Origin of the sequence: Simiduia litorea, from assembly GCF_042853465.1 — a bacterium.
GTDB lineage: Bacteria > Pseudomonadota > Gammaproteobacteria > Pseudomonadales > Cellvibrionaceae > Simiduia > Simiduia litorea.
On record NZ_AP031497.1, the window covers coordinates 3,445,734 to 3,472,387 of the forward strand.

The window sequence follows — 26,654 nt, forward strand, 5'->3', positions numbered from 1 at the left end:
TTGCCGCAAACCGCTCTCCATTCGCCAACGTCCACCTGGACCAAGCCATCAAACCAAGCTCAAGTCTTCCTATAAGCCGCGATATTCATTAAGCCAAAGACGCGCCGTAAGCGTCCAGCTCACGCAAAATCATTTGATTGCGCTCGGTTTGATTCGGCTGCTGTGCCAACTCGGCGATACGGTCGAAATAGGCATCCAGCACGATACCGGCGCCCTGCGCTGGCTCGGTTAAGCGCATGTAGCACTGCTCTTCCCACTCAAACTGCTCCTCTTCGCTCAAGGTGTGAAAAAAATGTCGCGCGCGATAGCGCATTAACAATGCGTTTAAACGCTGATCTTTGAACTGGATGTTCGCTAGAAATTCGGGCGCACTGTCGCGTACCTGCTGCATTAACGGCTTGTCTTCATTGGGTAGAAAGCCTTGATACAGTTGCTGTTCAGGGTCACTATTGGGAGCAAAATCGTTTTGGCTGAACACCTCGCGCAGCACGCTATTGAGATCGGCGTTGCGCAACATGGCCCAATGTCGCTCGCACAGAGCGCGGTCAATATGTAACCGATTAGCCACTGACTCGGTGAGCATGGAGAGCGGTGCGAGCATCGGGCTTTTATTGGCGTGTACCAGCTTGAGCGGAATACGCGCGGCACCTTGTGGCAAATCTGCGTCGGCACAAAATACTCTAGCGCGAATGTCGGCGGCGTTTAAATTCATCAACGGCGTTGGATCAACAGCCAAATTATAAACAATAATGGCATTCTTATTAATGGGATGCGGCGCTAACGGCATTACCAACGCACTGCAACCCTGAGCTGCGGGAAAGCGCGACGACACGTGCAACAATGGCTTTTTATTGATCCAATCAAATTGCTGCTGAACAGCATCTTTCAAACGTAAACCGTAGGCGTAATCGTATAGCTTTGGCTGCTTGGTTTTAATTAAACGCGCCAAGGCAATGGTGGCATACACATCTGACAGTGCATCGTGCGCAGCGTCGTGTAGCAAGTGATTGGCGCGCGCCAAATCCTCCAACTTAAAACTTGGACTGCCGTCCTCTTTGACCGGCCACTCAATGCCGTCTGGCCTTAGTGCATAGGTCATGCGCACAACATCGATGAGATCCCAACGGGAATTGCCGTTTTTCCACTCGCGCTCGTAGGGATCGTAAAAATTGCGGTATAAGGTGTAGCGAGTGACCTCGTCGTCAAACCGTAAACTGTTATAACCTACGCCACAGGTGCCCGGTTGACTAAATTCAGCGTGAATTTTGGCGATGAATTCCGGTTCGCTAATGCCCTCGGCCAAGGCTTTTTGTGGGGTGATGCCAGTAATCAAGCAGGCTTCTGGGTGCGGCAATAAGTCGCACGTGGGCTTGGCGTAAAACATCAGTGGCTCGCCAATAACATTCAGATCTTCGTCTGTCCGCACCCCCGCAAATTGCGCCGGCCTATCTTGTGCGGGGTTTGCACCCCAAGTTTCATAGTCATGCCAAAAGAGGCTATTCATTTGGTTTAACCCGCAGTTCATTTTCAACGCTATGATAGCGCAATTAACTTGGGATATACTTCGTCGAACTTGAGCTATTCGATTGAAAAATGACCAAATTAGATAATCTATTCGACAAAAATCACAATTGGGCCGAAGCGATAAAAGCGGAAGACCCAGATTTCTTTCTAAAACTCTCACAACAACAGGAGCCCGATTACCTTTGGATTGGTTGCTCCGACAGCCGAGTACCCGCGAACGAAATCGTTGGTTTAATGCCCGGCGAGCTATTCGTACACAGAAATGTGGCTAATGTGGTATTGCACACCGATATCAATTGCCTATCGGTGATTCAGTATGCCGTCGATGTGCTCAAAGTTGATCACATTATGGTGGTGGGCCACTATGGCTGCGGTGGCGTGCGCGCCGCCCTGCAGAATCAACAACTGGGCGTCATCGATTTATGGATTCGTAACATTCGCGATATTTATTACGCTCACCGTGCCCACATCGAATCTTACCCCACCGAAAAAGAACGCGTAGACCGTTTGTGTGAGCTCAACGTCATGCAACAGGTACAACAAGTGAGCCGCACCAACGTGGTACAAAATGCTTGGGCACGAGGTCAATCGCTCTCCGTACACGGGTGGATTTACGGCGTTTCCGACGGCTTACTGAAAGATCTAATTGAACCCATTACCGGTGTCGATCAAATCCCCGATCAATATAGAGTCTTCAAACTAACACCCACCTAATTTGATACGGGCTTAGTCTTTTACCAACACGCGATCGGCACCGGTAAACTCCGGTGCCTGAATCGACAAGACTTTTAACGGTGTTTCTGACGTCACCTGTACGCCATGTACGCGCCCCTCAGGTACATGTAAAAAATCACCCGGCCCGATTGCTACCGTCTTGTCGCCCAGACGCATCAACCCCTGCCCTTCAAGTACATAAATAGACTCGCTATGATGTTGGTGAATATGATTCGGCACAGCGTCTCGAATAAATATGACAAACGTCGAACTATGCTTATCACTGGCTAAGGTTATCACCTCAATATTTGTCACACCACTGGGCTCTAGGCCAAGTAGGTTTTCCTTGGCACCAGCAGCCATGGCTAACAACCATGCCGCAAATGCCAACAGCAATGTTCTTGCAGACCTCATCCCGTTTTCCTCGCGCTTGAAGCACATTAATTACGGCCTTCACCAAGACCCGTTTTAAAAGCCAAAAAGGTGCCACCAGATATATTACACGGAGCATACAGTGTTCATATTTCCTGCACAAAACCGCAACACAAGTTGCATAGGCTAGGTGCTCCTAAACTCAACACTTGGCCCAGGTATTCACATGAACCGTTTACAACGACAGATCACGCTCGCATCAATACTCATGTCACTCATACTCACCCACGCCGTAAATGCCGCAAGCAGCTCCAACCAACAAGAGATGAGTCATGCGCAGCACAATGCCACTGCAGCACATCGCGCTAAATCGCGGCCACTGCCGATTTCTCTCGGCCCTAGACCCTACTTTTTAGTACAGGACATGGACCCATCGCCACTCAAAACCAAACTTGAACATTGCGCCAATAGCCGTAGGACATTTCGCAGCTCCGATTTTTCCATTGGTCACCGCGGCGCCGCACTGCAATTTCCAGAACACACCAAAGAATCCTACATAGCAGCGGCGCGAACTGGTGCCGGCATCATCGAATGCGACGTTACCTTCACCAATGACAAGGAACTGGTGTGCCGTCACTCCCAGTGCGATTTGCACTACACCACGAATATTCTTGAGACCCCGCTAGCGAACAAATGCAGCCAACCCTTTAGCCCAGCCGAATACGACCCAGAAACCGGCGCATTGATAAAAGCGGCCAGCGCACAGTGCTGTACCTCTGATATCAGCTTGGCTGAATTCAAAACACTGAAGGGTAAAATGGAAGGCAGCAATGCACGCGCTACGAACGCACGGGATTATTTGCAAGGCACACCGACTTGGCGCACAGACGCTTACGCAAGCCGCGGCACATTACTCTCTCACAAAGAAAGCATTCAGTTAATTCGCCAATTAGGTGCAAAATTTACGCCCGAACTTAAAACGCCAGAGGTAAACATGCCGTTCCAAGGCACTTACACGCAGGCCAATTATGCCCAACAAATGATTGATGAATACCGCGCCGCCGGTATATCACCGCGACAAGTATTCCCGCAATCTTTTAGTTTAGCCGATATAAAATATTGGCTGACGCACGAGCCTGCCTTCGGCAAACAAGCTGTCTATCTCGACGGTCGCTACGACGACCCAAGCTTTGATCACAATAACGAATTAACCCACAACCCCAGCATGGCAGCACTAAAAGCCAGCGGTGTTAACATCATCGCACCGCCCATGTGGATGCTGTTGAGTGTCGACGATAACGCCAACATCGTACCCAGTCAGTACGCCAAGCTCGCGCAAAACGCCAAACTCGACATTATCACTTGGACCTTCGAGCGCTCGGCGCCACTGAATAACGATGGCGCTTGGTATCACCAAAGTACCGATGCGGTAATCGACAAAGATGGCGACAAATACGAAAGCCTGCACGTATTGGCAACACAAGTCGGTGTCAAAGGTGTTTTTTCAGACTGGCCCGCAAGTGTTAGCTTTTATGCAAACTGCATGAACAAATACTAATACGGTAAATTAATTAGCCATCCGAATCGCACTAAAACCTTCGTAGCCGTTAAGTTCACACACACCATTAGCATGTAACTCAACGGCTCTATTATGTAACAGCGCCTGTAATAGACTGTGGTATATCAGGTTATAGCCTGGTGAAGAAAAATCTAAATAGAAGGTATCTTTACTTTTGCAACTATTCTTATCCAGCGCCAACCGCACTATAATCACTTGCTGCGTTGAGGCCGTCAGCGCTAATATTTTCGCACTTTTGGTCCAGCCAGACGCCATGACATTTGACGAAAATACAGTCAAAAAAAGCATCGGAACTAAGTAAAAATATCTGGTCATACATGCATCCTTGATCAATTTTTTACCAACCATGAATAGACACAACACACCAAGTAAACCAACAATCCCACAGTACATACCAATAATGTCAGAACATTAATACCCTGACTTACAGAATCGCGCTGAGTACTAACCTTCAAGCAAAGATTGGTTGAAAAGCACAAACCTTGCGTCTCGTTGTGGGTTGGTGTCATAAATAATCACGTACGTATCATTTGCGTTCTCTTCTGGCACGCTTACCGTGAACGCGTGACGCAGTATTTCTAGCAGATGCTTGCCCGCAGACAAAGGAATTTCCGCATAATACTGCCCTTCGCCCCAATACTCCAAATCAATGTTGAGCTCACGATTCACGACCACTTCAAACGCTTGCCCATGCTCAGGTCGGGCTCTATCAGCTTGTTTCGTTAACTCACGCAAGCGCTGCATTTCTGCCCGCGCCTCTTTTTGTTGCTGACTAAGTAATGGCGTTTGCCTTACGTATGTTAATGGTGATTCCGAACGAGCAATATCGGCCGCCAGCGCAGCCGATGTCATAACTTCTATTTCACCGGTAGCTGCGAATGACATTGCTTCCTCGTCAATGCTCGGCACTAGAGCTGATAATTTTTGCTCGCGTTGAGCTTGCGCTGCTTGCCGTATAACTTGTTTTCGCAAACTTGCCACAAGCGTTTGCTGGCGGGCAATAAAGCTCCGGTGCTCAACGATGGCGTTTTGAATTCTACTACGCTTTTTTTCAATTCGATGTAAACGAGCCTGGCGACTCTCAAGGCCTTGCTCGGCTAACGCCAAGCTTCGCTGTGCTAGTTCACGTTGGGTGGCACTTTGCGTGTCCACACTTTCCAATTTTACCCGAGCATCAACAACATCAGCCATGGCTTGGTCCAACCGATCGCGAGCGTCTACTTCACTCTCGTTACAACTACGCAATTGCGCTTGAAGTCCATCTAGACTTGCCTGCTTGTTGCTGAGTAACGTGGACTGCTTCTGCAGGTGTGCTTCGAGTGTTACTGCCATTGCGTTGGCTGAGCCCAACAACAGTACTAAAATGAACACTACAAGGGAGCGAGACACATTCAATGACAACATCCTATTCCCCGCGGCTGGTACATTAAAAAGTACATTGTACGCAAGTAAATAAAAATGTGTTTACTGGGTATTTAAAGTGTGATCCGGTTAGTTTTTTATATCCAGCGGGAGGCTGAGTATTTCTGCTGGCCCTCACCAACCTTTATCAATCCTAGATCTAGCCATTTCCCTTTGCCAAGCCCATGCCAAGCGCGCCACTACAACCACCAAGACCGACGCCAACACCGGCAACCAAACTAACCGCAACTCAGAATACAAAACATCGGCACCACGGGCAGTAAGGAAATTCTTCAAGCCAATGGGCGACACCTCGATGACCTGCCACGGTAAAAAGTAACGGCTATCATCGATGGGCCAGGCCAAGGCGACGCCCAAGCCGCCGTTTGTCAGCGCATCAAGTAACGCATGCGACGCAACACTGACGCAGAGGAAAAGAAAAATCGTCAATCCTTTAGCCTGAAAATAACGCCGAGCCATAGCGCCAAGTAAACCCACCATAAAGGAAAAAACGAAAGAGTGGGTAAACCCTCTATGACCTAAAATATCTTGGTAGGGAATACCTAACTGAAACGCAATCACATCGGCGTCGGGCAATATACTGGCCACACAACCCCAAAAACACAAATGCCAGGAGATATGCTGACGCCCCGCCATGACGGTTAACGCCACCGGTATGAGTGCATGGGTCAAAATCGTTGCCATCGTTAAAAACCCCAGCGTCTTGCTCTCTCGATCGGCGCCTCAATTTTATGTGCCAGGTTAGCGAGTCGAGCGCGATGCAAGCGAGCTCGACCTTCGAGATTGCGGGTGTAAATTAAATCACAGGCGCCAACATGGCGCTGCCAAGCCTCGGCAAAATGTTGCGCGCGCTTTTTTTGCGTTGCCAAGCAATTAGGCACGGCGTGGTAATCGCGCTGAGTCAGTAAGCGCAATAACACAGAGCGCCGAACAATAAGATAACGGGGGTTGTTAACTGGCGAGATAACGTCTGCCAATGACGCCATGAACAACGCTCGCTCATGGCGCTCTCCGCCAGAAATATAGAGTTTGGATACGCCCACTTGATCAACTTCGGTCGCGAGTGTAAAGCCATCACTTTGGCTTGCAATAAGGCCTTCGGCAGACAGGCTTTCGAGTAATGCCACGCCAATGGCGTGCAAATCTTGTCCAATATCTCTATAGGCCAACCAGAGCCGAAAATAGTTAAAGAAGCGCACGGCAAAGAACAGCGCCGATAGCAATAGTAATGTTACTAGGCAGACAACCAGCAGCTTGCCATCTTGAACCCTAGCGATGAGGCGCGACACCAACAACGGCGTCAACTCCAACCAAACCGACAATGACACCATCAAAAGCGCAAAGAAATGCGCCAATGACCGCGTTAAAACAAACGCCTTTACCGCCTTATAAGGCCGCTCGCCAACATAAGGCGCCTCAATGCCGTCCAAAAAACCAACGCCAGATAACACCGCCGTTTGCCAGCGCGCGTGCATCTCCTCGCGCTCGCTCGCGACCGCAAGCATTTTGCGATTAGCCTCCGGCACCGAGTCACTGCCGGCCAGTAAACTATCGAGCTGCAACCGCGCTATACCATTTTCGATCGCCGCTGCGCCGACAATAGTGACGCCAGAAAACGCCTTAAAGCGCCTGACCAAAAGCGAAAAATCTTCGCCCAACTGCACAGCGCTCGAAAGGTTTTTTTGCGATTTTTCCACGCAGGCCAAATGCCAAATATTGGTCACTTTCTTAGGTTCGCGTTTATTCACGCGAATAGCGCGGCCGCGCATTTGGTTCGACTGAACAAACGAACCCACACTCGAGGCCAAAACCAAGGTGTTGACGGAAGGCGCGTCCCAACCTTCACCTAATAAGGCGGTGGTGCCCACCAATAGATGCAGTTTTCCACGTTCGAATAAACGTGTCACCCAATGCACGATACGCTTTTGATCTTGGCCAGCTAAGGTTAACGTTCCGAAACTCGCATCGCAGGCCAAGGGTGTGAGCGACACGAGCGTTTGCGAGGTTTCGGCCACCATCAACTGCAACTCGGACAACAGATTCAATGGCAGAATAACCAGCTGCCCGGTTAATACCGCCATTTGGCAAGGACGAGCCGGCATGGCACTTATCACTTGATGACGCAGAGCTTCAAATAACGGAATAACACCGAGTTTATTTAAAGACGTCGCATTATCCCTGTCGCCTTGGCCTAGGTATTCAGCGCGAATAAAGTCGGCCAAAACCACCATGCGCAAGCCATCGCCTAACTGCGACCACTCATGCTCGACAATCTGAGTCACCGCCTGCAATTTGCCGGCGCTGTTAACTAATAATTTCGCACGCCGCTCCGAGTCTTCGATATCGACGCGGCCTCGATGCATAAGCCCTGCGCGCCTAAGCCGAGCTGCCAACTGCTGGCGCGACACTTCAAACTCAGGCGATTTCTCATCGAGAAAATGCTGTAACACGAGGGCCAAATGTGCAGGCGCAAAATCCGGCAGCACGGCGCTTTCCAACGCCAATATCTGCTGATGCTCAGCGCAGGGCTCCCGACCGGCGGCGCGCCAAAAACAAAGGGTAGCGATATAAATGTCTAGGTATTCATAGATCCAATCGAGATGATCGAGTGGCGCAAATAACCAAGGCTTCGCCTCAAGCCAAGAAAAAATCCTAGCATCTTGTAAACAGTCGTCGGCAAATTGACGACGTTTCAGCGCAGCTCGTTCGAGCAGTTGCGCTTCTTGATCGGTTGGGCTGCAGAGAAAAATATAATCTTGATGCGGGCATAGATCGCCGACAGCCACCAGTTCAGGAACAGCAATTTCAGCATCTACATCGCCGTTAAGCGTCATATAACGCTGCCACTCAAGTCCAGTGACGTCATAGGGCGGCGTGGCAGTTAAACCAACAATAACCGGCGTTAAATGCTCTTTAACCAACATCAAGGCGCGCCACCACGCGTTTTTTAAATGGTGCGCCTCGTCTAAAACCAGTGTTGAGATAGCGCAGTCGCGCAAAGTGGTTAGTACCGTTTCTCGTTGCGCATGCTTACCATCGAGCGCCGCATGTAAGGCTTGATAGGTGACAACTGTTAAAAATTTTGGCTCGAACAGCGAGGTAGAGATCCAATCCGGACAGCTAGGTGTGGCTAAAAATAACTCGCAGAATCGGTCAATCCACTGGTCTCGTAACGCCAGAGAAGGCGCGCAGATCAAGGTGGGCTTGTCGAGCCTGCGCATCACTTCCAAGCCGAGCACCGTTTTACCAGAACCCGGCGGCGCAACAATGTGTAGATGTTGATCGGCGAGGTGCGAGGCTAATTGATCTAACACCCGCTGTTGGTAATCTCGCCACGGAAACGTAAAGCGTGTGTGCTCTGGAAAACCCTCCATGTTTTCGCTGTCCACCGGCTAGTCAGCGAGCCCCACGTACACCTCGTGTACGTCGTCATCGTCATCGATTGCGCCCAAAAAAGCTTCGACTTCGGCCAGCGCTTCCCCTTCCAAGGTGACAGGGTTTTTCGGTCGATAGCCAATTTTGGCTGATTCGACATTAAAGCCAAAGGCCGGTAGCGCTTTAGACACCAAATCTAGGTCGGTGGTATCGGTAATAAAGAGCGCCGAACCGTCATCTTCTAATGCAAAGTCTTGGGCTCCGGCTTCGATGGCTGCTAACTCGACATCGGCGTCGGGAGCGGTAGGTGAGGCCTCAATAAGCCCAACATGATCAAAATCCCAAGCCACGGAACCGGAGGCGCCCAATTGGCCCTTGCGAAACAAAACGCGAATATTCGAAATGGTGCGGTTCACATTGTCGGTCAAGCACTCGACGATAACGGGCACCTGGTGTGGCGCAAACCCTTCGTAAACCACTTTTTCATAACTCACCGCGCCATCGAGCTGACCCGAGCCTTTTTTAATGGCGCGCTCGAGGGTTTCACGGGTCATAGATTGCTTGCGCGCTGCTTCAACGGCCATCCGCAAACGCGGATTCATATCCGGATCGGCGCCGGTACGGGCGGCGATCATGATTTCTTTGGTTAACTTGGTAAACAGCTTACCTTTGGCATTGGCCGCGGCTTCGCGGTGTTTAGCTTTCCACTGGGCACCCATGGGCGTTGCTCTCTATTGTTCAAATTTCCTAATAAACCGCGACACGATGACGACCGGCTGTTGATCGGCGGATTTTATAGCATGTCCGCGCCGGCGCAAGTGAGAGTTTCGCCAAGCTCAGGAAAGCTGCCATGAACTGGAGCCATAGAGATAAGTCAGGCATAAAAAAAGCCGCTACAAGAGCGGCTTTTTTTATGTCACTAGCGCTAGAGATCGCACTTAGCGAGCTAGGCTCCTGCGGGCAAAGCCTAGGCCAAACAGACCTAAGGCTAGCAGAACCAACGAACCCGGCTCTGGCACACTCGCGCTGACTACAACGCCATCGAGGAAGTTACCCACAGTGCCATTGGTAATGGCGGTAAAACGAATCTGAGATATGTCGCTCGAGGCAATAAAGCTGCCCTGAAACTGGCTCCACGTGCCAACCACATGATCAGTCAGTTCACCCATTAACGAGCCAACACTATAGGCAAACGACTCGGCATTGCTCTGGCGCGCGCTATAGAAGAAAGACACATCGTAGCTTTGGCCGATCACAGTGGCGAAATTCTGGAAGATAGAGAACTCACCGGCATAGGGGTGCGCATTTAATTCGGCATGCTGTTCGCCCACGGCCGAGGCAACACCGTTCAAACCATCCCAGATTTCAATGTTGCTACCTTCCCAGCCATTCACATCATCGGCCGCAAAATACTGCCAGGTGCCCTCGGCGACATCATTGTCTTCGAAGCTACCGTTAACAATTAAGTTAGCATTGGCTGAAGCTGCCAAAACCAAACCTAACACGAAGGTGACTGAATGCTTTGCGAGTTTGTACATAAATTAACCAATCCGTTGTCGTTAAAAAGACTGCAATTCCATGATTTACGATTGCACCCTGAACCAAGTCAAAAGCAACCACCGAGCCAACCCGAAAAACCTTATAAAAATCATAACGTTACGAAACAGAGTGAAACAAAAGAACCACTTAACCGTAAGAAAAACCGACAACTTTAGTACGATATTTAACCAGCCAAACGAGCCCAGTCGACTCATCCCGGCGCATTCATGCTCGCCCGTTCCTCCCTGCACGTCGTTTCAGCAGCCAAGGGCGAGTAAGCTAGCCACACCAGCCCGATATCCACCAAATCGCTTAACTGAGCTAAGTACATGAAACAGCCCCGCGAAAAAACGTTTAATACATCAGCTATTTGCCCAAGCTGCCAACGGCCTAATCTTTGCGCATTAGCGGAGGCCGCGAATGCAACCGAATGTTGGTGTATGAAACTTGAGCCAATAAAGAACAATCAGGCGCCGCTCGACAGCTCACTCACAGGCAAGGTTTGCCTGTGTGAAACATGTCTTCAAAAATATATGGTCTAAATAGCAACCAGCCTCTGCACGAAATCAGTGCAGAACGAAAAAAAAGCAATTTCTTACGCTCTCTTTTAGCGCCCGCTTATCCGACGCTTTTTATTGCCATGACCAAGCTGGAAATATTCAGAATATTTTTCTCACTATATCGAATTAAAATTGCGCAAAATCATCGAAAATTTCGTTTTGTAAAAATTGGCACAGCAGATGCAATACTAATCGTGCAGTCAGGCAAAACGCCGACACCCTTTAGCTTACTGATGATGACGAGACAGAGGTATTTACCATGCGATTAATGACACGCGCTTCAACAATGATTGCGATGAGCACTTTAGTCATAATGACTGGCACGGCAACAGCCGCCACCTGTGACATGTCGACAGCACCGGCTACGCCAGCCGTTCCTGCTGCCACTGAGCGTAGCACGGCGAGCATGTTAAGCGCCCAAAGCGAGATTAAAAGCTACATCAACGCGGCCAAAGAACACTTAAAGTGTGTGAGTTCAAGCCGTAAACACAACGCGCTAGTCGATCAGATTTACGCAGTCGCCGACGAATACAACACAGCGCTACAAGAATTTAAAGCCAGCACCCGATAACAATAAATAGTGCTGCTCTTACCGTTTCATTGCTCTCCTGCTGTCGACCATTGACAGACCGGCGTATCAATAGCAAAGCGCTTACTGGGTTTTGCTATTGACCGCCGAATTTTATTAATGCTTACGGCCGCTCATCTTTTCCCATTCGAAACCCGGCATGACATTGGCATGACTAGCAAGGTGTTGCTCGGCTATTTTCAATCCGATGACATCAATGGTTTTCACATACAATTTTAAGCAGGCAGATTTATTCTGCGTGGCGTTTTCCTGCGCTAACTTGCGCAACAAATGATGGCGCACAAACTGCAACACTGAATCAGCTTCAGAGAATTTCGATAACTGGCTCAGCACCTGAGCAAAATACTCAGCCGATATCACCAACTGGGCTTCATCAAAAGCGCTCAACTGACCACGGCTCAAATCATTCATTCGAATTTTTGCGATCGCAAAAGTACAACCGAAAAAACGTTCGGCCGCCTGCCAATGACCTCTTAGGTAGGCATCTTGGCCATGACAAAAAGCACCGCGCCACAAGCGTTGAGCCACTTCTGCAGATCGAGCCACCTGCACCCGATGCCGTAGACATAAATATTCCATGCTTACACCTTGTTGATAACGATTATCATTTGCATGTAAGATAGCGGTACTTTTCCACGGTGACAAGTGCAGGAGCCTTGAAAATGAAAAATTCTCTGGAAAATACCCTGATGGTCGAAATTGATGCCGTTGCACTGAGGCGCCTAATGGCGGAGGGAAGATTGGTGGCCACCGACTTCCGCTGTGCGCAAGCTGCAGACAAGTTGCAAATTAAACGCTGGTGCTTAGAGAATGCGAGTTTGCAGCTAAGAAGCCACTAAGGTCGCCAGCAATGTCGCCTGCAGCATGGCGACATCGATGGCATCGAGGCTGATAAGCTCAAGCCGCGAGTCTAGGCAATCGTCTAGTTCGGTCACAGTCATCACGCCATCGGCAAGGTTGAAACCCAGCACGCCGGCTTGGGTGATGACCACCGCTTTTAACCGTTCGCACCTTAACCCAAGCAGGCAATGCTCCAACGCTTCGAGGGAGAACAGCAGCTCTGGCGCAAATGCCCATCCATAGGCGTGAAAGCCATCGGCATATCTATGTTTAAAAACAAAACCCTGAGGATTGTACGCAGGCGCAAGCGATAATAACGGTGCGTTGGTGCTACTCTCTGCGTTGCTCGCCGCGCCGGTGTTTGCACAAAAACGCCACGCCTGTGCTTGCCCCTGCAGCCACGCTTGCTGCCCAACCCCTTGCTCAAGGGAGTCCAGCAGAAACGCCGAATTTGGTCTGAGACTGGTCAAATAGCGTTCGAGCTGCGCGAACTCATCGGCTAGATAGGTATCCGCTTTGGCTGCCAATATACGATCGGCAACTAACAGCTGCTGATTAAACAGCGCATGATCGCTATAGCGCTTGTCGTTTATTTTACGCGCGTCCACCAAGGTCAGTGTCGCAGCCAATTGACTTACGGCCTGGTAACTAGGCTGAGCTAATAGGGCCAGTATTTCTAACGGGTGACCTAAGCCTGTGGGTTCAATCAGAAGTCGATCTAAATTCTTAGCGCCCAAGAATTGATTTAATGCTATCTGAAACGGCAAGCCATTTGCGCAACATAAACAGCCACCCGGCACCTCTTTTATGGCAACACCAGCTGCCGGCGACGCCAACAACGCACCATCTATACCCACCTCCCCAAACTCGTTGACCAATACACCCCAACGCTCAGTTGCAGGCTTTTGCGCTAAGAGGTGTTTAATCAGCGTGGTTTTACCAGCGCCCAAAAAGCCGGTAATCACATTGATGCGCACCATTACTAGCTCGTTACTCACTCGTTCCATCCAGGATAATTGCCCGCAAAGCCCGCTATTATCTAATACCTGCCACTACACTGTCACAAGCTCAAACTGGCCATTTACCGGCTACACCCTGAATAGGTGATTTTTTTTATGCTATTGAGGGCGGTAAGATGGCGTTTAAACGTCTACTAGCCCTACAGGTTTCTATCAGGAGAAAGACTATGTCCCGCAAGGTTACTGTTGCCGCCACGCAGATGGCGTGCTCTTGGGATCGCGATGCCAACATCGCCAATGGTGAAAAGCTGGTGCGTCAAGCACACAAGCAGGGAGCCCAAATCATCCTATTACAGGAGCTTTTCGAAACACCCTACTTCTGCCAGAAGCCCAATGCCGATTACGCCCTGTTGGCCACGCCGCAAGATGAAAATATCGCCATCGCCCATTTTCAAAAGCTCGCCAAAGAACTCAATGTGGTGCTGCCTATCAGTTACTTTGAGCGCGCTGGCCGCGCACGCTTCAACTCCATTGTCGTAATCGATGCCGACGGCACGATTTTGGGCAACTACCGCAAGAGCCATATTCCCGATGGCCCTGGCTACCACGAAAAATACTACTTCAACCCAGGCGATACCGGCTTCAAAGTATGGGATACCCAATACGGTAAAATTGGCATCGGCATTTGCTGGGATCAATGGTTCCCCGAGTGCGCGCGCGCCATGGCGCTGTTGGGCGCGGAAATCTTGTTTTACCCAACCGCCATCGGCACCGAGCCGCACGACCCAACGATTTCCTCGCGCGATCACTGGCAGCGTGTACAACAGGGTCACGCCGGCGCCAACTTGATGCCGCTGATTGCGAGTAATCGCATCGGGCGCGAGGACCAAGAGGATTACCATATTAATTTCTACGGCTCATCGTTTATCGCCAATCAGTTCGGTGAGAAAGTGGCCGAGGCAGACGAAACCAGCGAAGCCGTATTGATCCAAACCTTCGACCTAGAAGAGCTGGAAAAGATTCGCACCGCGTGGGGCGTATTTCGCGACCGCCGTCCAAACTTGTATAGCCCGATCAAAACCCTAGACGGTGACCTCGCCTCATGAAGCTCGTGTCCAGCACCCCCAAAGCCGATGGTTTTTACATGCCCGCCGAATGGGCGCGCCAACAACAAGCGTGGATGATGTGGCCTGAGCGGACCGACAACTGGCGCTTAGGCGCCAAACCGGCCCAAGCAGCCTTTGCCACCGTGATGCGCGCCATTGCGCGCTACCAGCCGCTCAGCGTTGGCGTTTCTGCGGCACAGTTTGAAAATGCCTCGGAACAGCTGGGCGACGTCGACAATATCCGCGTAGTGGAAATCTCCAATAACGACGCGTGGGTGCGCGATACTGGCCCAACGTTCGTCATTAATAATAAGGGCGGCCTACGCGGTGTCGACTGGCGCTTTAACGCGTGGGGCGGATTCAACGGCGGCTTGTATTTTCCGTGGGACAAAGACGACCAAGTGGCTCGCAAAATTTGCCAATTAGAGCAGGTGCCGCGCTACCGCACCGACGACTTTGTGCTGGAAGGTGGCTCCATTCACGTGGATGGCGAAGGCACGGTGATTACTACCGAAGAGTGCTTGCTCAACTCGAATCGCAACCCGCATTTGAACCGCGACGCGATTGAACAAACACTGGCTCAACATCTCAACATCGAAAAAGTCATCTGGCTACCTAAAGGCTTATTTAACGATGAAACCGATGGCCACGTGGATAATTTTTGCTGTTTTACCAAGCCAGGTGAAGTATTGCTGTGCTGGACCGACGACAAGGCAGATCCAAACTACGCGCGCTGCCAGGCCGCTTGGGAGGTACTACAAAACACAACCGACGCCAAAGGTCGGGCATTAACGGTGGTAAAAATGCCTATTCCCGGGCCGCTGTTTGCCACACCTGCCGAATGCGAAGGCATAGACCAGGTTGCAGGTACGCAACCCCGTGACCCAGCCATTCGTTTGGCCGGCTCCTACGTGAATTTTTTGATTATCAATGGCGCGATCATTGCGCCCAGTTTCGATGACGAAAAAGATAGCGTCGCCAAAACTATTCTTGCTAAATGTTTTCCCGACCGCGACATCGTCATGGTTCCCGGCCGAGAAATACTGCTGGGGGGCGGCAACATTCACTGCATCACCCAACAGCAACCGGCCGTTTAAGTCTTAAATACCGCGACTTTATTACGCAAGCTATCCACTGTTGAAGAAAGATCATTGGCTATCGTTACCAGATGGCCAATGTCCTTTTCCGACATGCCCGTCGATATCGCCAACTGATCCACTTCAGCCAACACCTCTTCAACTTTTTTATTGATGCTATGGATGTTCGAGTTACCTTGCTGACTGCGCTGCCCTGTGAGCTCTGCCACTTCTTGCATTACATCGCAGGCGCTTACAATCACATCCGCCGCTTCGCTCGAGGTGAGTCGCAAGGCTTCCAAGGAGCTTTTCTGATGCTCCACCTTTTTCCCCGCCGTATCGATGGCGCTGGTGATGGCTGAAATAATTTCATTTATCTCCGTCAAACTATTTTGCGTCGATTGCGACAGACCGCGCACCTCGTCCGCCACCACAGAGAAACCTCTACCGTGTTCGCCGGCGCGAGCGGCTTCAATAGCGGCGTTCAACGCCAGTAAATTGGTCTGATCCGCGATGCCATTGATGACCGCCAGCACATCTTTTATCTTCAGTGCATTCTCGGAAAGCTTGGCAAAATTTTCAGTAATATCGTTACTAGCCCGTACATGCTCATCGACCATTTCAGCCATGGTGCCTATATTCTGCCGCGACGCCTGCAGCTGCTGGTTGGCACCTGTCACCTGAATATTGGTCTGATCGGCGCGCTGACTGACCGCTTGCGACAAGCCCTGCATCTCTTGCATATACTGTTTAGCTCGGTTCACTGCGGCGACTTCCTGAGCAATGCGCTGGCCCATGGTTTTGCTGGTGTCCGTTAGTTTTTTAGCAACATTTTGATTGGTATCAGCCACCTGTTTGATATCTATTAAGGCACTCTGAATTTCCTCTCTAAACTGGTCAATGGTAGACACCATGTCGCCCATTTCAGCGTTTAGTGACGTATTTACATCGCACTTTACCGACAGGTCTTTGTCAGCAAAATGCTGAAAGTAGCGGGCAATGGCACTGAGCGCATCCACACCCCAACGCTTTTCATCGATGTCGTGAACAATGAGCACCGCAATGAGAACAAATTGAATCACTCGACTCACGGTGTTTTCCGTGAAAACCAGTGCATTAACCAACAGCAATGCCATGCCAATCCAATGCACCAGCCGCATTCTAAGAAACAGTGACGCCATATATTCCTCCCTGCGCTATTAACCTTTATCCAAGCAGAATAAAAAGACTGCCTTTTAGGCTAGCACAGGGAGGACGTTAAAGCCGAAAAGCGTTTAAACTAGCAACGATTATAACCCTACGAACGTTGTGGTTAAGCCTCGCGCTGCAACGCGACGCGAGGAGTGCCCACTAGCGAGAAGCGACCTCTTCGGTGGTAACAATTTCACCTTTGTTAAACTTAGGCGCGAGATAAGAGCTTACTTTTACAGCATTAACTTCGTGTGCAAAGCTCAACAGGTTTTTCTCATTGCACTGATAAAATGTATGCGCGCGCTGACGATCCACGCCACGGATGCCGTGATGCAGAGCACGACGCAGCTGACCCGGCTGATCTCTAACAATGGCCTTACAGACACCGGCGGCGTCATTATCAACAACAGTATACTTAATGCCATTCCTTTCGATGTGAGTATCGGCACTCACAACGCCGGACAGTGCCAACGAACAGGCACCAACAAAAAGACCAAATACGACACCCTGTACTTTGTTTGAATTTTTCATGATCGAGCTCCTGTGACTTTTCTTTTTCATGGGAGGCTTCCCATCCAAGCGGCGCCTTGCCGCTCGGTTAATCACAGTATTGAGGCTTAGAATTTTTAAGAAAGTGAATATCGGCGAGGAGCGTTTGCACAGAGACAAACAACAAAGGTGCGATAAAAGATCGCGCGTCAACTCCATTCAACGCACTTGGGTAAAATACTGGCAGCGATAAGATGCTGCAAACTAGCGGCCAACGGTTTATCGCACCAAAGCAGTCTAGGGCCTAGCCTCGAATTAAAAGCCTTTAAGCATTATCAACACGTAAAAACCACGGCATCGATACTTCTATAACGCACACTTTTTTATAGCTGAAATATCTATTACCCTTATTTTCATCGAAAAACCATGACTAACCCTCGACGCTGATTTCACTCGCCATTAACGTTTGAATACCTGTTTTCGCTTACCTATACCTCGCCAAGCTTTTTTATTTAGGCAATGTTTATTTGGCGACAGCAAATAAGTTTGCCTGACAAACTAAACAGCAAGTTAATCCCTGTGATAGCCTTCAATAAACAAACCTGAACAGCTAAGCTAATATCGCTATCGCGCACAGATAGCCATTATTCAGAGGGTGTACAAAGCCGCCAAGGTTTTTACGGCTTCCCAACTCGGCGGCCATCCGGCTTGCCGTAAGCGCATAACCCACCATAAGCGAGACCTGATGAGCCACCAACATATCGAAATTAATATGCCATTCCACTGTTCACCCGACGCCTTATTCCAGCAACTCACAGACCACGCGCACTTCGGCAAAATCGTCAATGCCAATATCGAGCGCATAGTGGATAGCAAGTCGGCTAACCGCAACGGCTTAGGTTCGATTCGAAAGATCACCCTGTTGCCCGGCATTTCATTTGAAGAAACCGTAACCAGCTTTGAGGCGCCAACATTAATGGAGTATCAGGTGACCCGCGGCAGCCCGGTAAAAGAACACTGGGGACGGCTGGAGTTCAAGCCTTGTGAGCTCGGCTGTCGGCTTGTTTACACCATCGACTTTAGCGCCAAAATCCCAGGCACGGGCTGGCTACTCAAACCACTCATCGAAGGCCCGATCCGGCGCGGGTTGGCGCGGCTTCAAACAACGCTTCAAGACGCCTAAACACCGGCACAATTACGTCTTTTGGCCGCGACTTCGTCCTTAGTGGCTAAGGCCGACTTATTAGGGGCAACTAGGTCAGGTTTTGTACCTAGCCGCTCCACTATGCCGCCCTAACGATACTTGCCCCCGGTAAACAGCGGCAAGTAGGTAAAGCCATAAGAAATAACCCGAACAAAGGACGTCCCATGACTGTTTCGATATTCACACCAAAGCGCTCAGTCGCCATCATGACCTGCGCGATAGCCGCTATTTTTGCGGGCTGTAGCAGCGACGACAAAGCGGCAGCAAAACCAGAAAAAGCATCGGCACTGATCGCCGGCATTGAGCTTAGCAACACGGAGCCGAGTATTCGCGCTCAAGACGACTTTTACCGTCACGTGAATGGGCAATGGTTAGCGAAAACCGCCATTCCCGCGGATAAATCCAACTATGGTTCTTTCACCAAGCTGGCCGACGATGCCGAAGTACAGTTGCGCGCCATTATCGAATCCGCAGCGGCAAGCGCCGCCAAAGAAGGCACTGAACAACAAAAGGTAGGCGATTTCTTCAAGAGCTACATGAACACCGAAAAGCTTGAAGCACTTGGTGCCAGCCCCATTGAGCCAAGTCTTGCAGACATTGATGCGCTCGAATCAAAAGATGCGTTGCTCGCTTGGTTTGGTAAGGCTACACGCGTTGGCGTCAAAACACCGGTTGCTGCCTTTATCAATCAAGATAAGCGCGACGCGACCCAGTACGCGGTTTACACCTATCAAAGCGGTATCGGTTTACCCGATCGCGATTACTATTTTAAAGAGGATGAAAAGAGCGTCGCAATTCGCGCCGCGTATAAGAAACATATTCTCGCCAGCTTTGCATTGGCCAAGGTCACGGCCAATGCCGACGCGGTCTACGCCATCGAAGAAGCACTAGCGCAGGGCCACTGGCAGCGGGTGGATAACCGCGACCCCGTGAAAACCTACAACAAAATGCCCTTAGCTGAGCTGAAAAAGCTAAGCGCCAGTGTTAACTGGGGTAACTGGGCACAAGCGCTTGGCATCGAAGGTCAAACTCATATCATCGTCTACCAACCCTCTTATTTAACGGCATTTGGTGAAACCCTAGCCAATAAATCACTAGACGATTGGAAGGCTTACGCCAAGTGGCAAGTTATCTCAGGCGCCTCAACACTGCTAAACAAAGCCTTCGACGACGAGCACTTTGCTTTTTATAGCAAGACCTTACGCGGCGTTGAAGAGCAGCAAGAGCGCTGGAAGCGTGCGGTGCAATTTACCGATGATGTGATCGGCGAAGCCGTGGGCAAAATCTACGTCGAACAACATTTCCCGCCCGAAGCAAAGGCGCGCATGGACGAACTCGTCAACAACCTGCTGCTGGCCTTCGGCGAAGGTATTAACGATCTGGAGTGGATGACCGAAGCAACCAAAGTTGCAGCCCGTGAAAAGCTGTCGAAGTTTACCTACAAAATTGGCTACCCCGATAAGTGGCGAGACTACTCGTCCTTAGAGATTAAGGCCGATGATCTATTTGGTAACTCAACCCGCGCTGCGGCATTTGAATACGCCAGAAACCTCAGTAAGTTAGGCGCACCCGTCGATAAAACCGAGTGGTTTATGACGCCGCAAACCGTCAACGCCTACTACAACCCCGTAGCCAACGAAATTGTTTTCCCTGCCGCGATACTACAGCCGCCCTTCTTTAATTTAGCTGCTGACGATGCCGTTAACTACGGTGGTATTGGCGCGGTTATTGGCCATGAAATTGGCCACGGCTTCGATGACTCAGGCTCCCAGTACGATGGCGACGGCAACCTCAGAAACTGGTGGACCGACAGCGACAGAACTGAATTTGAAAAGCGCACCACCGCTTTAGTAGAACAGTACAACGCCTTCGAGCCACTGCCAGGCGAATTTGTAAACGGCAAGTTCACCTTGGGTGAAAATATTGGCGACCTGGGTGGTTTAACTATCGCACACAAGGCCTACTTGCTTTCACTGCAAGGAAAAGCCGCGCCAGTTATTGATAAGCTCACTGGCGAGCAGCGTTTCTTCATGGGCTGGGCTCAAGTGTGGGCGCGTAAATACCGCGACGAAGAACTTTCTCAGCGCTTGGTCACAGATCCTCATTCACCCAGTGAATTCCGCACTAACGGTATCGTGCGCAATATGCCGGCTTTCTACGATGCTTTCGGTGTAAAAGAGGGCGATGCGCTCTACCTAGCGCCGGCGTCTCGCGTCAAAATTTGGTAACTGCGATTACCTGTACTAACGAGGGGAAGCTTGCTTCCCCTTTTTTCTACCTCTACAACCTCGCCATACAAGGTGACTATAACCACCTGGCTCTCGCGTCAACACAGCGCCGACTGACTAAATGCGCTAACACCCTGTGTCTTATCACCCAATTCACAGGTGTTGTAGCATTATTGGTGCTATTTCGGGGTATACTCATCGCCCTGTTTGCTTAAGTTAAGAGCGCCCTATGTCTACATCACCCGTCAAGACCAGCCCTTCGCTCAAGGCTTATTCCTTTGCTGAGGAGCTAGCCAACAGCATCAGCCATGGCCTAGGCGCCCTGCTCAGCATTATTGGCCTAACACTCATGGTCATCGTATCTGTCGCAGCAGACGATGGCTGGAAGCTCGCCAGTGCTATTGTGTATGGCACCAGCCTCGTGTTTCTTTTTTTGGCCTCTACCTTGTACCACAGCATCCCCAATCCTAGGGCAAAAGGCGTACTTCGTGTGGTGGACCATTGCGCAATCTATATGTTGATTGCCGGTACCTATACTCCGTTTATGCTCATTAACTTGCGCGGTGCGTGGGGCTGGACCATCTTTGCGGTGATTTGGAGCTTGGCGCTCTTTGGCATCTTCTTTAAACTGTTCTTTCGGTATCGATTCCCCAAAATATCGCTATTTACCTATATTTTAATGGGCTGGCTGGTTATTGTGGCCACCTCGGAAATGCTAACCAAAGTCCCTTCTGGCGCGCTGTGGCTGCTGCTTGCCGGCGGCCTTGTTTATACCTTTGGCGCCATTTTTTACAAGTGGGAACGTATACCCTACAACCACGCCATCTGGCACCTATTTGTATTGGGTGGCAGTACATGCCATTTTTTAGCGGTCTATCTCTACGTTATTTAGTGAGCCGCCAGATTTATGAGACAGGACGTCGTGAACACGCCTCTGAATGACACCGCTAGCTTTGCCTCCAAACAAGAAATGCTGCACCTCTTGGCGAGGCAGAGTGGCCGCGTGCCCTTTGGCAAAATACCGGCCATCATTTTAATTGCCGCACTGGCATGGATTAATGCACCTAAAGCGATTGTCGTTACCTGGGCCTGTACCGCGCTCGCCGTTTTGATGCTGCGCTGGCTGATCCTCAGTAAAATAGACACTCACTTCCTCGATAAGCCTCAAACAGGTCTGAATATCAGTGTATGGCTAAGCTTGATCAATGGCATAGTCATGGCTTGCTCATTAATGCTTTTCCCCTTTATTCCAGAGGTAGAGCGAGCAATCCATACTCTGGTATTGATGGGTTTATGCACCGGCGCCATTGCCACGACCGCAGGCTATTTACCGCTATTTTTATCTTACGCAGGCCCCATTGCATTGCCCTTAGTCATCATCTGGGGCGGCCTCGCTACCCCTAATCAAGCTGAGTGGGTTGGCCCCGGCCTCGCCGTGCTTATTGCCATGTTTATTGGTTTAATGATTTCACTGGCGCGCGATACGTCGCGACTGTATTTAAGATCCTTCGAAATTAGATCGGAACAAAGTGAGTTAAACAACAAGCTACAGCAAGCGTTGAATCAAGCGGAAAATGCTAGCCATACAAAAACGCGCTTTCTCGCCAGCGCAAGCCATGATTTACGCCAACCTATTCACACCCTTAGCTTATTTTCCGCAGCACTTATCCGGCGCGATATCGACACCAAAAGCAAACAAATCGCCAGTCATATGGACAATGCTATCCAAGCCCTTGCAGCACAGCTCGATACATTGCTCGACATTTCAAAACTCGAAGCTGGCGTTGTCGATGTCAACATCAAAACAATCGATATTCACACGTTGCTGAGCCGACTATTTGAAGAGCACATACAATCAGCCCGGCAAAAAAATCTACATCTCGGTATCAATGGTCTAGAGCACCTAGATATTGCAACGGACCCTATACTGCTTGAGCGCATCATCCGCAACCTATTGAGCAATGCCATCAAGTATACCGATCAAGGTGGTGTGGATCTGAATTTCAGCATCCAAAATCAACAACCTTGCATTGAAGTTATCGATAGCGGGCAAGGGATACCAAGTGAAGAACAAGCTAAAATTTTCGAAGAGTTCTACCAGCTAAATAACCCAGAGCGAAATCGAAGCAAAGGTCTTGGCCTTGGCCTCGCTATCGTAAAACGACTCACCAAACTCATCGACATTGATATTGATTTGCGCTCATCACCGGGCAAGGGCACGCGAATTAGACTGCTGCTACCAACCAGCTCACTACGGCCCATCGCACTTGCCCCGCGCGAAGAGTTACCACAATTGGCCTGGCAAAACCTTAAGGTCTTAGTGGTTGACGATGAAGCTGACGCATTGCAAGCCATGAGCACGTTACTGCAAGAATTATCCTGCCAGGTATCCTGTGCTCACTCCACTCTTTCAGCGCTGGCCGTAGCCCGCGCTACACCGCCGGATATACTGTTAGCTGATGTGGACTTAAACCGACACGAAGTTGAATTAAATCTCGTGGATGTCTTTCGCACGCAACACCCCTCACTACCGGTCATTTTAGTGGGTGGGCAAACCAATGCCCAAGCACAGCTGAGCGCTGAAGCTACACAAATTATTCAGCTACAAAAACCAGTAACTTTGGAAACCCTGACTCAGGCAATTCGGCGGTCTTTAGCTGAGCCATAAAAACTCAACATCAGCAAGGCCTATAGCACCATACACAGCCTCCGTAAACCTAGGCACTGCTGGGCACTCTGAGCGCCCTATGTAATGAAAATCTGGGGGTTTAAAGCAGTTATTCGTTTAGTATCCAAATTAACAATGTGCTTTACTTAACACCCATGTTCAGTAAAGCCAAACGGTAACCAGTGACCTAAAAGTCATGGTTAAGCTATAGGGATAGCCTAGGCTGGTCAGAATTCACCAGCGTGGGCGGCCCGCTAACGAAGGATATGTTCCATGCGTACATTAATTCCATGGCTAGTCGCTGCACTGGCCGGCTCAGCATTCACAGCCACCGCCGCTGAAGATTCCGTGTTAACAGAACAACTTAAAACGCGGTACCAAGCGTCGAGTGTCAGAATCAGTACTAATCCCAATGCTAAGCCTGAAGGACTGTTTAGCATTGATGGGCCATTACAATCGACCACAACTAACCAAAGCGCTATCGCTGGTGCGGGCACAAAAAGAGACCCAGCACTTGCGCTAGCTATGCAATTCTTATCTGAAAACTCTGATTTATTTTCCGCAGAAGAAGGTGATTTTATCTTAAAGAAACGCCTTGAAGATAAATTTGGCATGCAACACTTACGCTTTCTGCGCACGATTGCAGAAATACCGGTAGCCGATATGGAAGTCATTGTTCACGTAAACGCAAACAATAGCCTTAGCAGTGTCAATGGCAATATCGTCAGGCCGAGTCAGCTGCTGATCGATCATGTTGCGCAAACAGATATCGAAAGCTTAATTAATAAAGTACAGGCACTTTCCATTGTTGCCAATTTACGTAACGAACAACCGCAATTACTACGGTTATTAAATGCGGAGTTGCTTCTGTTCAGCAGCACACCCCACATCCGCTGGCATATCGACGTAAATTCCACAGCCCAAGTAGGCCGCTATAGCTACTGGCTCGACGCCGAAACCGGCGAGCTTATCGAGGTTAAAAATACGCTTCGCCACCCTATCCCATTCACTAACTAAAGGCATCGTCACTATGAAATGGTTATCTACGTTAGCCTTTGGACTCTTGACCTGCAATTTCGTAATTACTGCGCAGGCAGCGACCCTCGCAAAAGGCCAAATAGCACAATATAGTTTTCAAACAGTCGCAGGAAAGAGCTATGAAATTGGCTACAGCACTAATACCACTTGCCCAAATTCACTGAGCAAAAGTTGTTGCGCCCTCTTAATTAACAACAGCGCCAGCGAACCGAGTAACAATAGTTTTGAACATGTCGTGGCGGCTGCCGATAACAGCGTTGCTAGTTTAGTGATTGATCGCACCAGTAGCGGCACCGTGAGTGCAGCCGTGTATGCCATCGAAGCCTGTAACTACAATCCCCCCAGCATTATCAGTGAAGCCAATACAGTAGATACATTAAAATTTGGCACAGCGGTCGGCCAACTCGGCAATAACTACACCAATGTGCCCACAACCCAGGTCAACCCCGCCGAGGGCTTTATGTTAAGAGACATTAGCCGCCGCGCAAGTATGGCCGGCGTTAATGGCAACCCGAATACCGGCGCCATGTCTGGCCGAGGGGAAATAAGCGCTCGCAGGGTGTTTGGCTATTGGTCGAACAACGATTTCTTCTTAGCAGACAACAGCAAAGACAGCGACAACCACTTTGACTCATCACAACAAGGTGAACTGGCCGATGCCCTAATGAACTCGGGAAAAGTATACGACTATTGGCGCGATGTTTTAGGCTTTAATAGCTACGATCGAAACGGTGCCGCAATGCACGCACAAACCAACGCACCTTACCCGCCTATAGCTCAACCTTTTTGTGGCAACACCTATCCTGCCAACTCACTCTATAACGCCTTTTGGGATGGCTACGAAATTGTATTTACCCCACGCGACTTTACTGACATAGGTGGCAGTTACTACCCTCATAGTTTAGCCGCCGCCTTAGATGTAACCGCGCACGAGTGGGGTCATGCCATTTCTGATCGCGCGGTTAATTTGGTTTATCAGCGCGAATCAGGTGCACTCAATGAAGCTTACTCAGATTGGATGGGTGTTGCCGTTGAGTTTGCCAACGGCGAAGATAACTGGACCCTCGGCGAGGGCGTCGAAACCATACGCGATCTCGCCAATCCGCGCGCCTTTAACCAGCCCGACACCTACAAAGGTACCCATTGGAAAGCTACAGATACTATCGCCTGCCCAACACCGGACGTCTGTTTTAACGACTTTTGCGGCGTCCATACCAACAGTGGTGTACCTAACAAAATGTTTTACTTACTCGCCAACGGCGGCACCCACAATAACGTCACCGTTACCGGCATTGGTGTCGACACAGCCATCCAAATTGCCACGGATGCATTGCATAACTATTGGACAGCAAATGAAGACTTCATAGGTGCACGGGCGGGCATGGAAGCAGCAGCGGCAAATTATGGCGCTGATGCAGCGGCCCAAGTTGCGCTCGCCTGGCAAGCAGTGGGCGTTATCAAAACGGCTGAAGATGATTCTAAACTCTCTCGCTTTGGTTCTACCGGCGGAGGCGGTGGTTGCGCGACGGGTAGCGGCTCACCTTTCGACCCAACGCTGTGGCTACTGGCGTTAGTGGCCGGCCTCGGTCTCGTTAGAAAGCGTATTCCACTTGCCAGAAAGCGCGCAGCGTAAACCCGGCCATTGGTGGCAAGACCGCCAGTGGCTAATCGCGCTTTGCGCAGGCCTATTTATAAGCGCCTGCGCAGGTTTCTTATTGCGCGCAAGCATCTTGTCACCCGCTGTCTGGCTCGCCTTCCTATTGCTCGCGTTCGTTTATCCACTGTTAGAAGAAGTGGTTTTTCGGGGCCAAATTCAGCCAATAATACTGCGCCACTGGCCCCTTAAATTCCGCTCTATCAGCGCCGCCAACCTCATCACCAGCGCTTTGTTTGTCCTCCTGCATATCGCCAGCCGCGGCCTCTCATTACTAACGTTGGCTGTGTTTTTTCCGTCGCTGCTATTTGGTTACTTTCGCGAACGGCACGGGAATATTCAAAGTGCTGTCGCTTTGCATGTGGGGTTTAACCTTGTGTTCTTCTCTGTGCTTTTGGTATTTAACTGATTGAAAACGAGAACGTCAGCTTGGTTGCGATCTAGGTTCAAAGTTTAGGGAGGGTGCAGTGTGAAATTTTGCCATAAGCGCAATAACCCTCCTAATCAGTCACCACCCGCACCCAAAT

27 protein-coding genes are annotated in these 26,654 nt (G+C 50.1%); 14 read left to right on the top strand and 13 right to left on the bottom strand.

Annotated features, from left to right (window positions below; translation table 11 throughout):
* Positions 1-88: 88 nt before the first annotated feature.
* Positions 89-1,504, bottom strand: coding sequence for an exodeoxyribonuclease I (gene sbcB, locus ACGHTT_RS15305; RefSeq protein WP_390591761.1), 1,416 nt, complete (start codon positions 1,502-1,504; stop codon positions 89-91).
* 89 nt (positions 1,505-1,593) lie between these two features.
* On the opposite strand from sbcB, the gene can reads away from it, so the two are divergent.
* Positions 1,594-2,238 (top strand): carbonate dehydratase, encoded by a 645-nt coding sequence (can, locus tag ACGHTT_RS15310; protein WP_390591762.1) that lies wholly within the window; start codon positions 1,594-1,596, stop codon positions 2,236-2,238.
* 12 nt (positions 2,239-2,250) lie between these two features.
* Here the strand turns inward: can and ACGHTT_RS15315 are convergent, their stop codons facing one another.
* Positions 2,251-2,652 carry a cupin domain-containing protein gene (locus ACGHTT_RS15315; protein WP_390591763.1) on the bottom strand — a complete coding sequence of 134 codons (402 nt, stop codon included), beginning with the start codon at positions 2,650-2,652 and terminating at the stop codon, positions 2,251-2,253.
* A 184-nt stretch (positions 2,653-2,836) separates the two neighbouring features.
* Here ACGHTT_RS15315 and ACGHTT_RS15320 point away from each other — a divergent pair, with 184 nt between their 5' ends.
* Positions 2,837-4,168 (top strand): glycerophosphodiester phosphodiesterase family protein, encoded by a 1,332-nt coding sequence (locus ACGHTT_RS15320; protein ID WP_390591766.1) that lies wholly within the window; start codon positions 2,837-2,839, stop codon positions 4,166-4,168.
* Between the two features lie 9 nt (positions 4,169-4,177).
* Here ACGHTT_RS15320 and ACGHTT_RS15325 read toward each other — a convergent pair whose 3' ends face one another.
* The 6 genes from ACGHTT_RS15325 to ACGHTT_RS15350 all read right to left on the bottom strand — a co-directional run bounded on the left by ACGHTT_RS15325 (position 4,178) and on the right by ACGHTT_RS15350 (position 10,524).
* A complete protein-coding gene (locus ACGHTT_RS15325) occupies positions 4,178-4,504 on the bottom strand; it encodes a hypothetical protein (RefSeq protein WP_390591767.1) in 327 nt (108 codons plus the stop codon).
* Positions 4,505-4,633: 129 nt separating this feature from the next.
* A complete protein-coding gene (locus tag ACGHTT_RS15330) occupies positions 4,634-5,593 on the bottom strand; it encodes a hypothetical protein (protein ID WP_390591768.1) in 960 nt (319 codons plus the stop codon).
* A 132-nt stretch (positions 5,594-5,725) separates the two neighbouring features.
* The gene (locus ACGHTT_RS15335) at positions 5,726-6,295 is read right to left on the bottom strand and encodes a metal-dependent hydrolase (RefSeq protein ID WP_390591770.1); all 570 of its coding nucleotides are present in this window, start codon (positions 6,293-6,295) and stop codon (positions 5,726-5,728) included.
* Positions 6,296-6,297: 2 nt separating this feature from the next.
* Positions 6,298-8,985, bottom strand: coding sequence for a DEAD/DEAH box helicase family protein (locus ACGHTT_RS15340; RefSeq protein ID WP_390591771.1), 2,688 nt, complete (start codon positions 8,983-8,985; stop codon positions 6,298-6,300).
* An 18-nt stretch (positions 8,986-9,003) separates the two neighbouring features.
* The gene (locus ACGHTT_RS15345; protein WP_390591772.1) at positions 9,004-9,705 is read right to left on the bottom strand and encodes a YebC/PmpR family DNA-binding transcriptional regulator; all 702 of its coding nucleotides are present in this window, start codon (positions 9,703-9,705) and stop codon (positions 9,004-9,006) included.
* Between the two features lie 219 nt (positions 9,706-9,924).
* Entirely contained in the window at positions 9,925-10,524 is a 600-nt protein-coding gene (locus tag ACGHTT_RS15350) for a PEP-CTERM sorting domain-containing protein (protein WP_390591774.1), read from the bottom strand.
* 330 nt (positions 10,525-10,854) lie between these two features.
* Here ACGHTT_RS15350 and ACGHTT_RS15355 point away from each other — a divergent pair, with 330 nt between their 5' ends.
* Positions 10,855-11,067: a cysteine-rich CWC family protein gene (locus tag ACGHTT_RS15355; protein ID WP_390591775.1), complete on the top strand. Its 213-nt coding sequence runs from the start codon at positions 10,855-10,857 to the stop codon at positions 11,065-11,067.
* A 240-nt stretch (positions 11,068-11,307) separates the two neighbouring features.
* Here ACGHTT_RS15355 and ACGHTT_RS15360 read toward each other — a convergent pair whose 3' ends face one another.
* Positions 11,308-11,493 carry a hypothetical protein gene (locus ACGHTT_RS15360; RefSeq protein ID WP_390591776.1) on the bottom strand — a complete coding sequence of 62 codons (186 nt, stop codon included), beginning with the start codon at positions 11,491-11,493 and terminating at the stop codon, positions 11,308-11,310.
* On the opposite strand from ACGHTT_RS15360, the gene ACGHTT_RS15365 reads away from it, so the two are divergent.
* Entirely contained in the window at positions 11,492-11,656 is a 165-nt protein-coding gene (locus ACGHTT_RS15365; RefSeq protein WP_390591778.1) for a hypothetical protein, read from the top strand. The genes ACGHTT_RS15360 and ACGHTT_RS15365 overlap by 2 nt on opposite strands.
* A 114-nt stretch (positions 11,657-11,770) precedes the next feature.
* On the opposite strand, the gene ACGHTT_RS15370 is transcribed toward ACGHTT_RS15365, so the two are convergent.
* Positions 11,771-12,253, bottom strand: coding sequence for a hypothetical protein (locus tag ACGHTT_RS15370; protein ID WP_390591780.1), 483 nt, complete (start codon positions 12,251-12,253; stop codon positions 11,771-11,773).
* An 83-nt stretch (positions 12,254-12,336) separates the two neighbouring features.
* Between ACGHTT_RS15370 and ACGHTT_RS15375 the strand changes: the two genes are divergently transcribed.
* Positions 12,337-12,513 carry a hypothetical protein gene (locus tag ACGHTT_RS15375; RefSeq protein ID WP_390591781.1) on the top strand — a complete coding sequence of 59 codons (177 nt, stop codon included), beginning with the start codon at positions 12,337-12,339 and terminating at the stop codon, positions 12,511-12,513.
* On the opposite strand, the gene ACGHTT_RS15380 is transcribed toward ACGHTT_RS15375, so the two are convergent.
* Complete coding sequence (locus ACGHTT_RS15380; RefSeq protein ID WP_390591782.1) at positions 12,499-13,512, bottom strand: CobW family GTP-binding protein; 1,014 nt, start codon at positions 13,510-13,512, stop codon at positions 12,499-12,501. The genes ACGHTT_RS15375 and ACGHTT_RS15380 overlap by 15 nt on opposite strands.
* Positions 13,513-13,700: 188 nt before the next feature.
* Between ACGHTT_RS15380 and aguB the strand changes: the two genes are divergently transcribed.
* Both aguB and aguA read left to right on the top strand, forming a co-directional pair.
* Positions 13,701-14,579, top strand: coding sequence for an N-carbamoylputrescine amidase (gene aguB, locus ACGHTT_RS15385; RefSeq protein WP_390591783.1), 879 nt, complete (start codon positions 13,701-13,703; stop codon positions 14,577-14,579).
* On the top strand, positions 14,576-15,676 hold the full coding sequence (aguA, locus tag ACGHTT_RS15390) for an agmatine deiminase (RefSeq protein ID WP_390591784.1): 1,101 nt from the start codon (positions 14,576-14,578) through the stop codon (positions 15,674-15,676). The genes aguB and aguA overlap by 4 nt, the downstream gene beginning before the upstream one ends.
* Here the strand turns inward: aguA and ACGHTT_RS15395 are convergent.
* The gene (locus ACGHTT_RS15395) at positions 15,673-16,836 is read right to left on the bottom strand and encodes a methyl-accepting chemotaxis protein (RefSeq protein ID WP_390591785.1); all 1,164 of its coding nucleotides are present in this window, start codon (positions 16,834-16,836) and stop codon (positions 15,673-15,675) included. The genes aguA and ACGHTT_RS15395 overlap by 4 nt on opposite strands.
* A gap of 169 nt (positions 16,837-17,005) precedes the next feature.
* Positions 17,006-17,377, bottom strand: a complete 372-nt coding sequence (locus ACGHTT_RS15400) for a DUF3718 domain-containing protein (protein WP_390591786.1) — start codon at positions 17,375-17,377, stop codon at positions 17,006-17,008.
* A 703-nt stretch (positions 17,378-18,080) separates the two neighbouring features.
* On the opposite strand from ACGHTT_RS15400, the gene ACGHTT_RS15405 reads away from it, so the two are divergent.
* From ACGHTT_RS15405 to mrtJ, 7 genes are all read left to right on the top strand, one after another.
* Positions 18,081-18,518, top strand: a complete 438-nt coding sequence (locus ACGHTT_RS15405; protein ID WP_390591787.1) for an SRPBCC family protein — start codon at positions 18,081-18,083, stop codon at positions 18,516-18,518.
* A gap of 185 nt (positions 18,519-18,703) precedes the next feature.
* Positions 18,704-20,767, top strand: a complete 2,064-nt coding sequence (locus ACGHTT_RS15410; RefSeq protein ID WP_390591788.1) for a M13 family metallopeptidase — start codon at positions 18,704-18,706, stop codon at positions 20,765-20,767.
* Positions 20,768-20,996: 229 nt separating this feature from the next.
* On the top strand, positions 20,997-21,659 hold the full coding sequence (locus ACGHTT_RS15415) for a hemolysin III family protein (RefSeq protein ID WP_390591789.1): 663 nt from the start codon (positions 20,997-20,999) through the stop codon (positions 21,657-21,659).
* Between the two features lie 15 nt (positions 21,660-21,674).
* Entirely contained in the window at positions 21,675-23,435 is a 1,761-nt protein-coding gene (locus ACGHTT_RS15420) for an ATP-binding protein (RefSeq protein WP_390591790.1), read from the top strand.
* Between the two features lie 273 nt (positions 23,436-23,708).
* Entirely contained in the window at positions 23,709-24,452 is a 744-nt protein-coding gene (locus tag ACGHTT_RS15425) for a hypothetical protein (protein WP_390591791.1), read from the top strand.
* Positions 24,453-24,465: 13 nt separating this feature from the next.
* A complete protein-coding gene (locus ACGHTT_RS15430) occupies positions 24,466-26,106 on the top strand; it encodes a M4 family metallopeptidase (protein ID WP_390591793.1) in 1,641 nt (546 codons plus the stop codon).
* Positions 26,084-26,536 carry a JDVT-CTERM system glutamic-type intramembrane protease MrtJ gene (gene mrtJ, locus ACGHTT_RS15435; RefSeq protein WP_390591794.1) on the top strand — a complete coding sequence of 151 codons (453 nt, stop codon included), beginning with the start codon at positions 26,084-26,086 and terminating at the stop codon, positions 26,534-26,536. The genes ACGHTT_RS15430 and mrtJ overlap by 23 nt, the downstream gene beginning before the upstream one ends.
* The last annotated feature ends 118 nt before the right edge of the window (positions 26,537-26,654 follow it).

Bases quoted from the DNA above. Each gene is read 5' to 3' on its own strand.
- ACGHTT_RS15355 (WP_390591775.1), top strand. From the start codon at position 10,855: ATGAAACAGCCCCGCGAAAAAACGTTTAATACATCAGCTATTTGCCCA.
- ACGHTT_RS15320 (WP_390591766.1), top strand. From the start codon at position 2,837: ATGAACCGTTTACAACGACAGATCACGCTCGCATCAATACTCATGTCA.
- aguA (WP_390591784.1), top strand. From the start codon at position 14,576: ATGAAGCTCGTGTCCAGCACCCCCAAAGCCGATGGTTTTTACATGCCC.
- ACGHTT_RS15410 (WP_390591788.1), top strand. From the start codon at position 18,704: ATGACTGTTTCGATATTCACACCAAAGCGCTCAGTCGCCATCATGACC.
- ACGHTT_RS15405 (WP_390591787.1), top strand. From the start codon at position 18,081: ATGAGCCACCAACATATCGAAATTAATATGCCATTCCACTGTTCACCC.
- aguB (WP_390591783.1), top strand. From the start codon at position 13,701: ATGTCCCGCAAGGTTACTGTTGCCGCCACGCAGATGGCGTGCTCTTGG.
- sbcB (WP_390591761.1), bottom strand. From the start codon at position 1,504: ATGAATAGCCTCTTTTGGCATGACTATGAAACTTGGGGTGCAAACCCC.
- ACGHTT_RS15315 (WP_390591763.1), bottom strand. From the start codon at position 2,652: ATGAGGTCTGCAAGAACATTGCTGTTGGCATTTGCGGCATGGTTGTTA.
- ACGHTT_RS15345 (WP_390591772.1), bottom strand. From the start codon at position 9,705: ATGGGTGCCCAGTGGAAAGCTAAACACCGCGAAGCCGCGGCCAATGCC.
- ACGHTT_RS15340 (WP_390591771.1), bottom strand. From the start codon at position 8,985: ATGGAGGGTTTTCCAGAGCACACACGCTTTACGTTTCCGTGGCGAGAT.
- ACGHTT_RS15350 (WP_390591774.1), bottom strand. From the start codon at position 10,524: ATGTACAAACTCGCAAAGCATTCAGTCACCTTCGTGTTAGGTTTGGTT.
- can (WP_390591762.1), top strand. From the start codon at position 1,594: ATGACCAAATTAGATAATCTATTCGACAAAAATCACAATTGGGCCGAA.
- ACGHTT_RS15425 (WP_390591791.1), top strand. From the start codon at position 23,709: ATGCGTACATTAATTCCATGGCTAGTCGCTGCACTGGCCGGCTCAGCA.
- ACGHTT_RS15430 (WP_390591793.1), top strand. From the start codon at position 24,466: ATGAAATGGTTATCTACGTTAGCCTTTGGACTCTTGACCTGCAATTTC.
- ACGHTT_RS15420 (WP_390591790.1), top strand. From the start codon at position 21,675: ATGAGACAGGACGTCGTGAACACGCCTCTGAATGACACCGCTAGCTTT.
- ACGHTT_RS15400 (WP_390591786.1), bottom strand. From the start codon at position 17,377: ATGAAAAATTCAAACAAAGTACAGGGTGTCGTATTTGGTCTTTTTGTT.
- ACGHTT_RS15360 (WP_390591776.1), bottom strand. From the start codon at position 11,493: ATGCTCGCCGTGCTACGCTCAGTGGCAGCAGGAACGGCTGGCGTAGCC.
- ACGHTT_RS15330 (WP_390591768.1), bottom strand. From the start codon at position 5,593: ATGTTGTCATTGAATGTGTCTCGCTCCCTTGTAGTGTTCATTTTAGTA.
- ACGHTT_RS15365 (WP_390591778.1), top strand. From the start codon at position 11,492: ATGTTAAGCGCCCAAAGCGAGATTAAAAGCTACATCAACGCGGCCAAA.
- ACGHTT_RS15375 (WP_390591781.1), top strand. From the start codon at position 12,337: ATGAAAAATTCTCTGGAAAATACCCTGATGGTCGAAATTGATGCCGTT.
- ACGHTT_RS15325 (WP_390591767.1), bottom strand. From the start codon at position 4,504: ATGACCAGATATTTTTACTTAGTTCCGATGCTTTTTTTGACTGTATTT.
- ACGHTT_RS15370 (WP_390591780.1), bottom strand. From the start codon at position 12,253: ATGGAATATTTATGTCTACGGCATCGGGTGCAGGTGGCTCGATCTGCA.
- ACGHTT_RS15335 (WP_390591770.1), bottom strand. From the start codon at position 6,295: ATGGCAACGATTTTGACCCATGCACTCATACCGGTGGCGTTAACCGTC.
- ACGHTT_RS15395 (WP_390591785.1), bottom strand. From the start codon at position 16,836: ATGGCGTCACTGTTTCTTAGAATGCGGCTGGTGCATTGGATTGGCATG.
- ACGHTT_RS15415 (WP_390591789.1), top strand. From the start codon at position 20,997: ATGTCTACATCACCCGTCAAGACCAGCCCTTCGCTCAAGGCTTATTCC.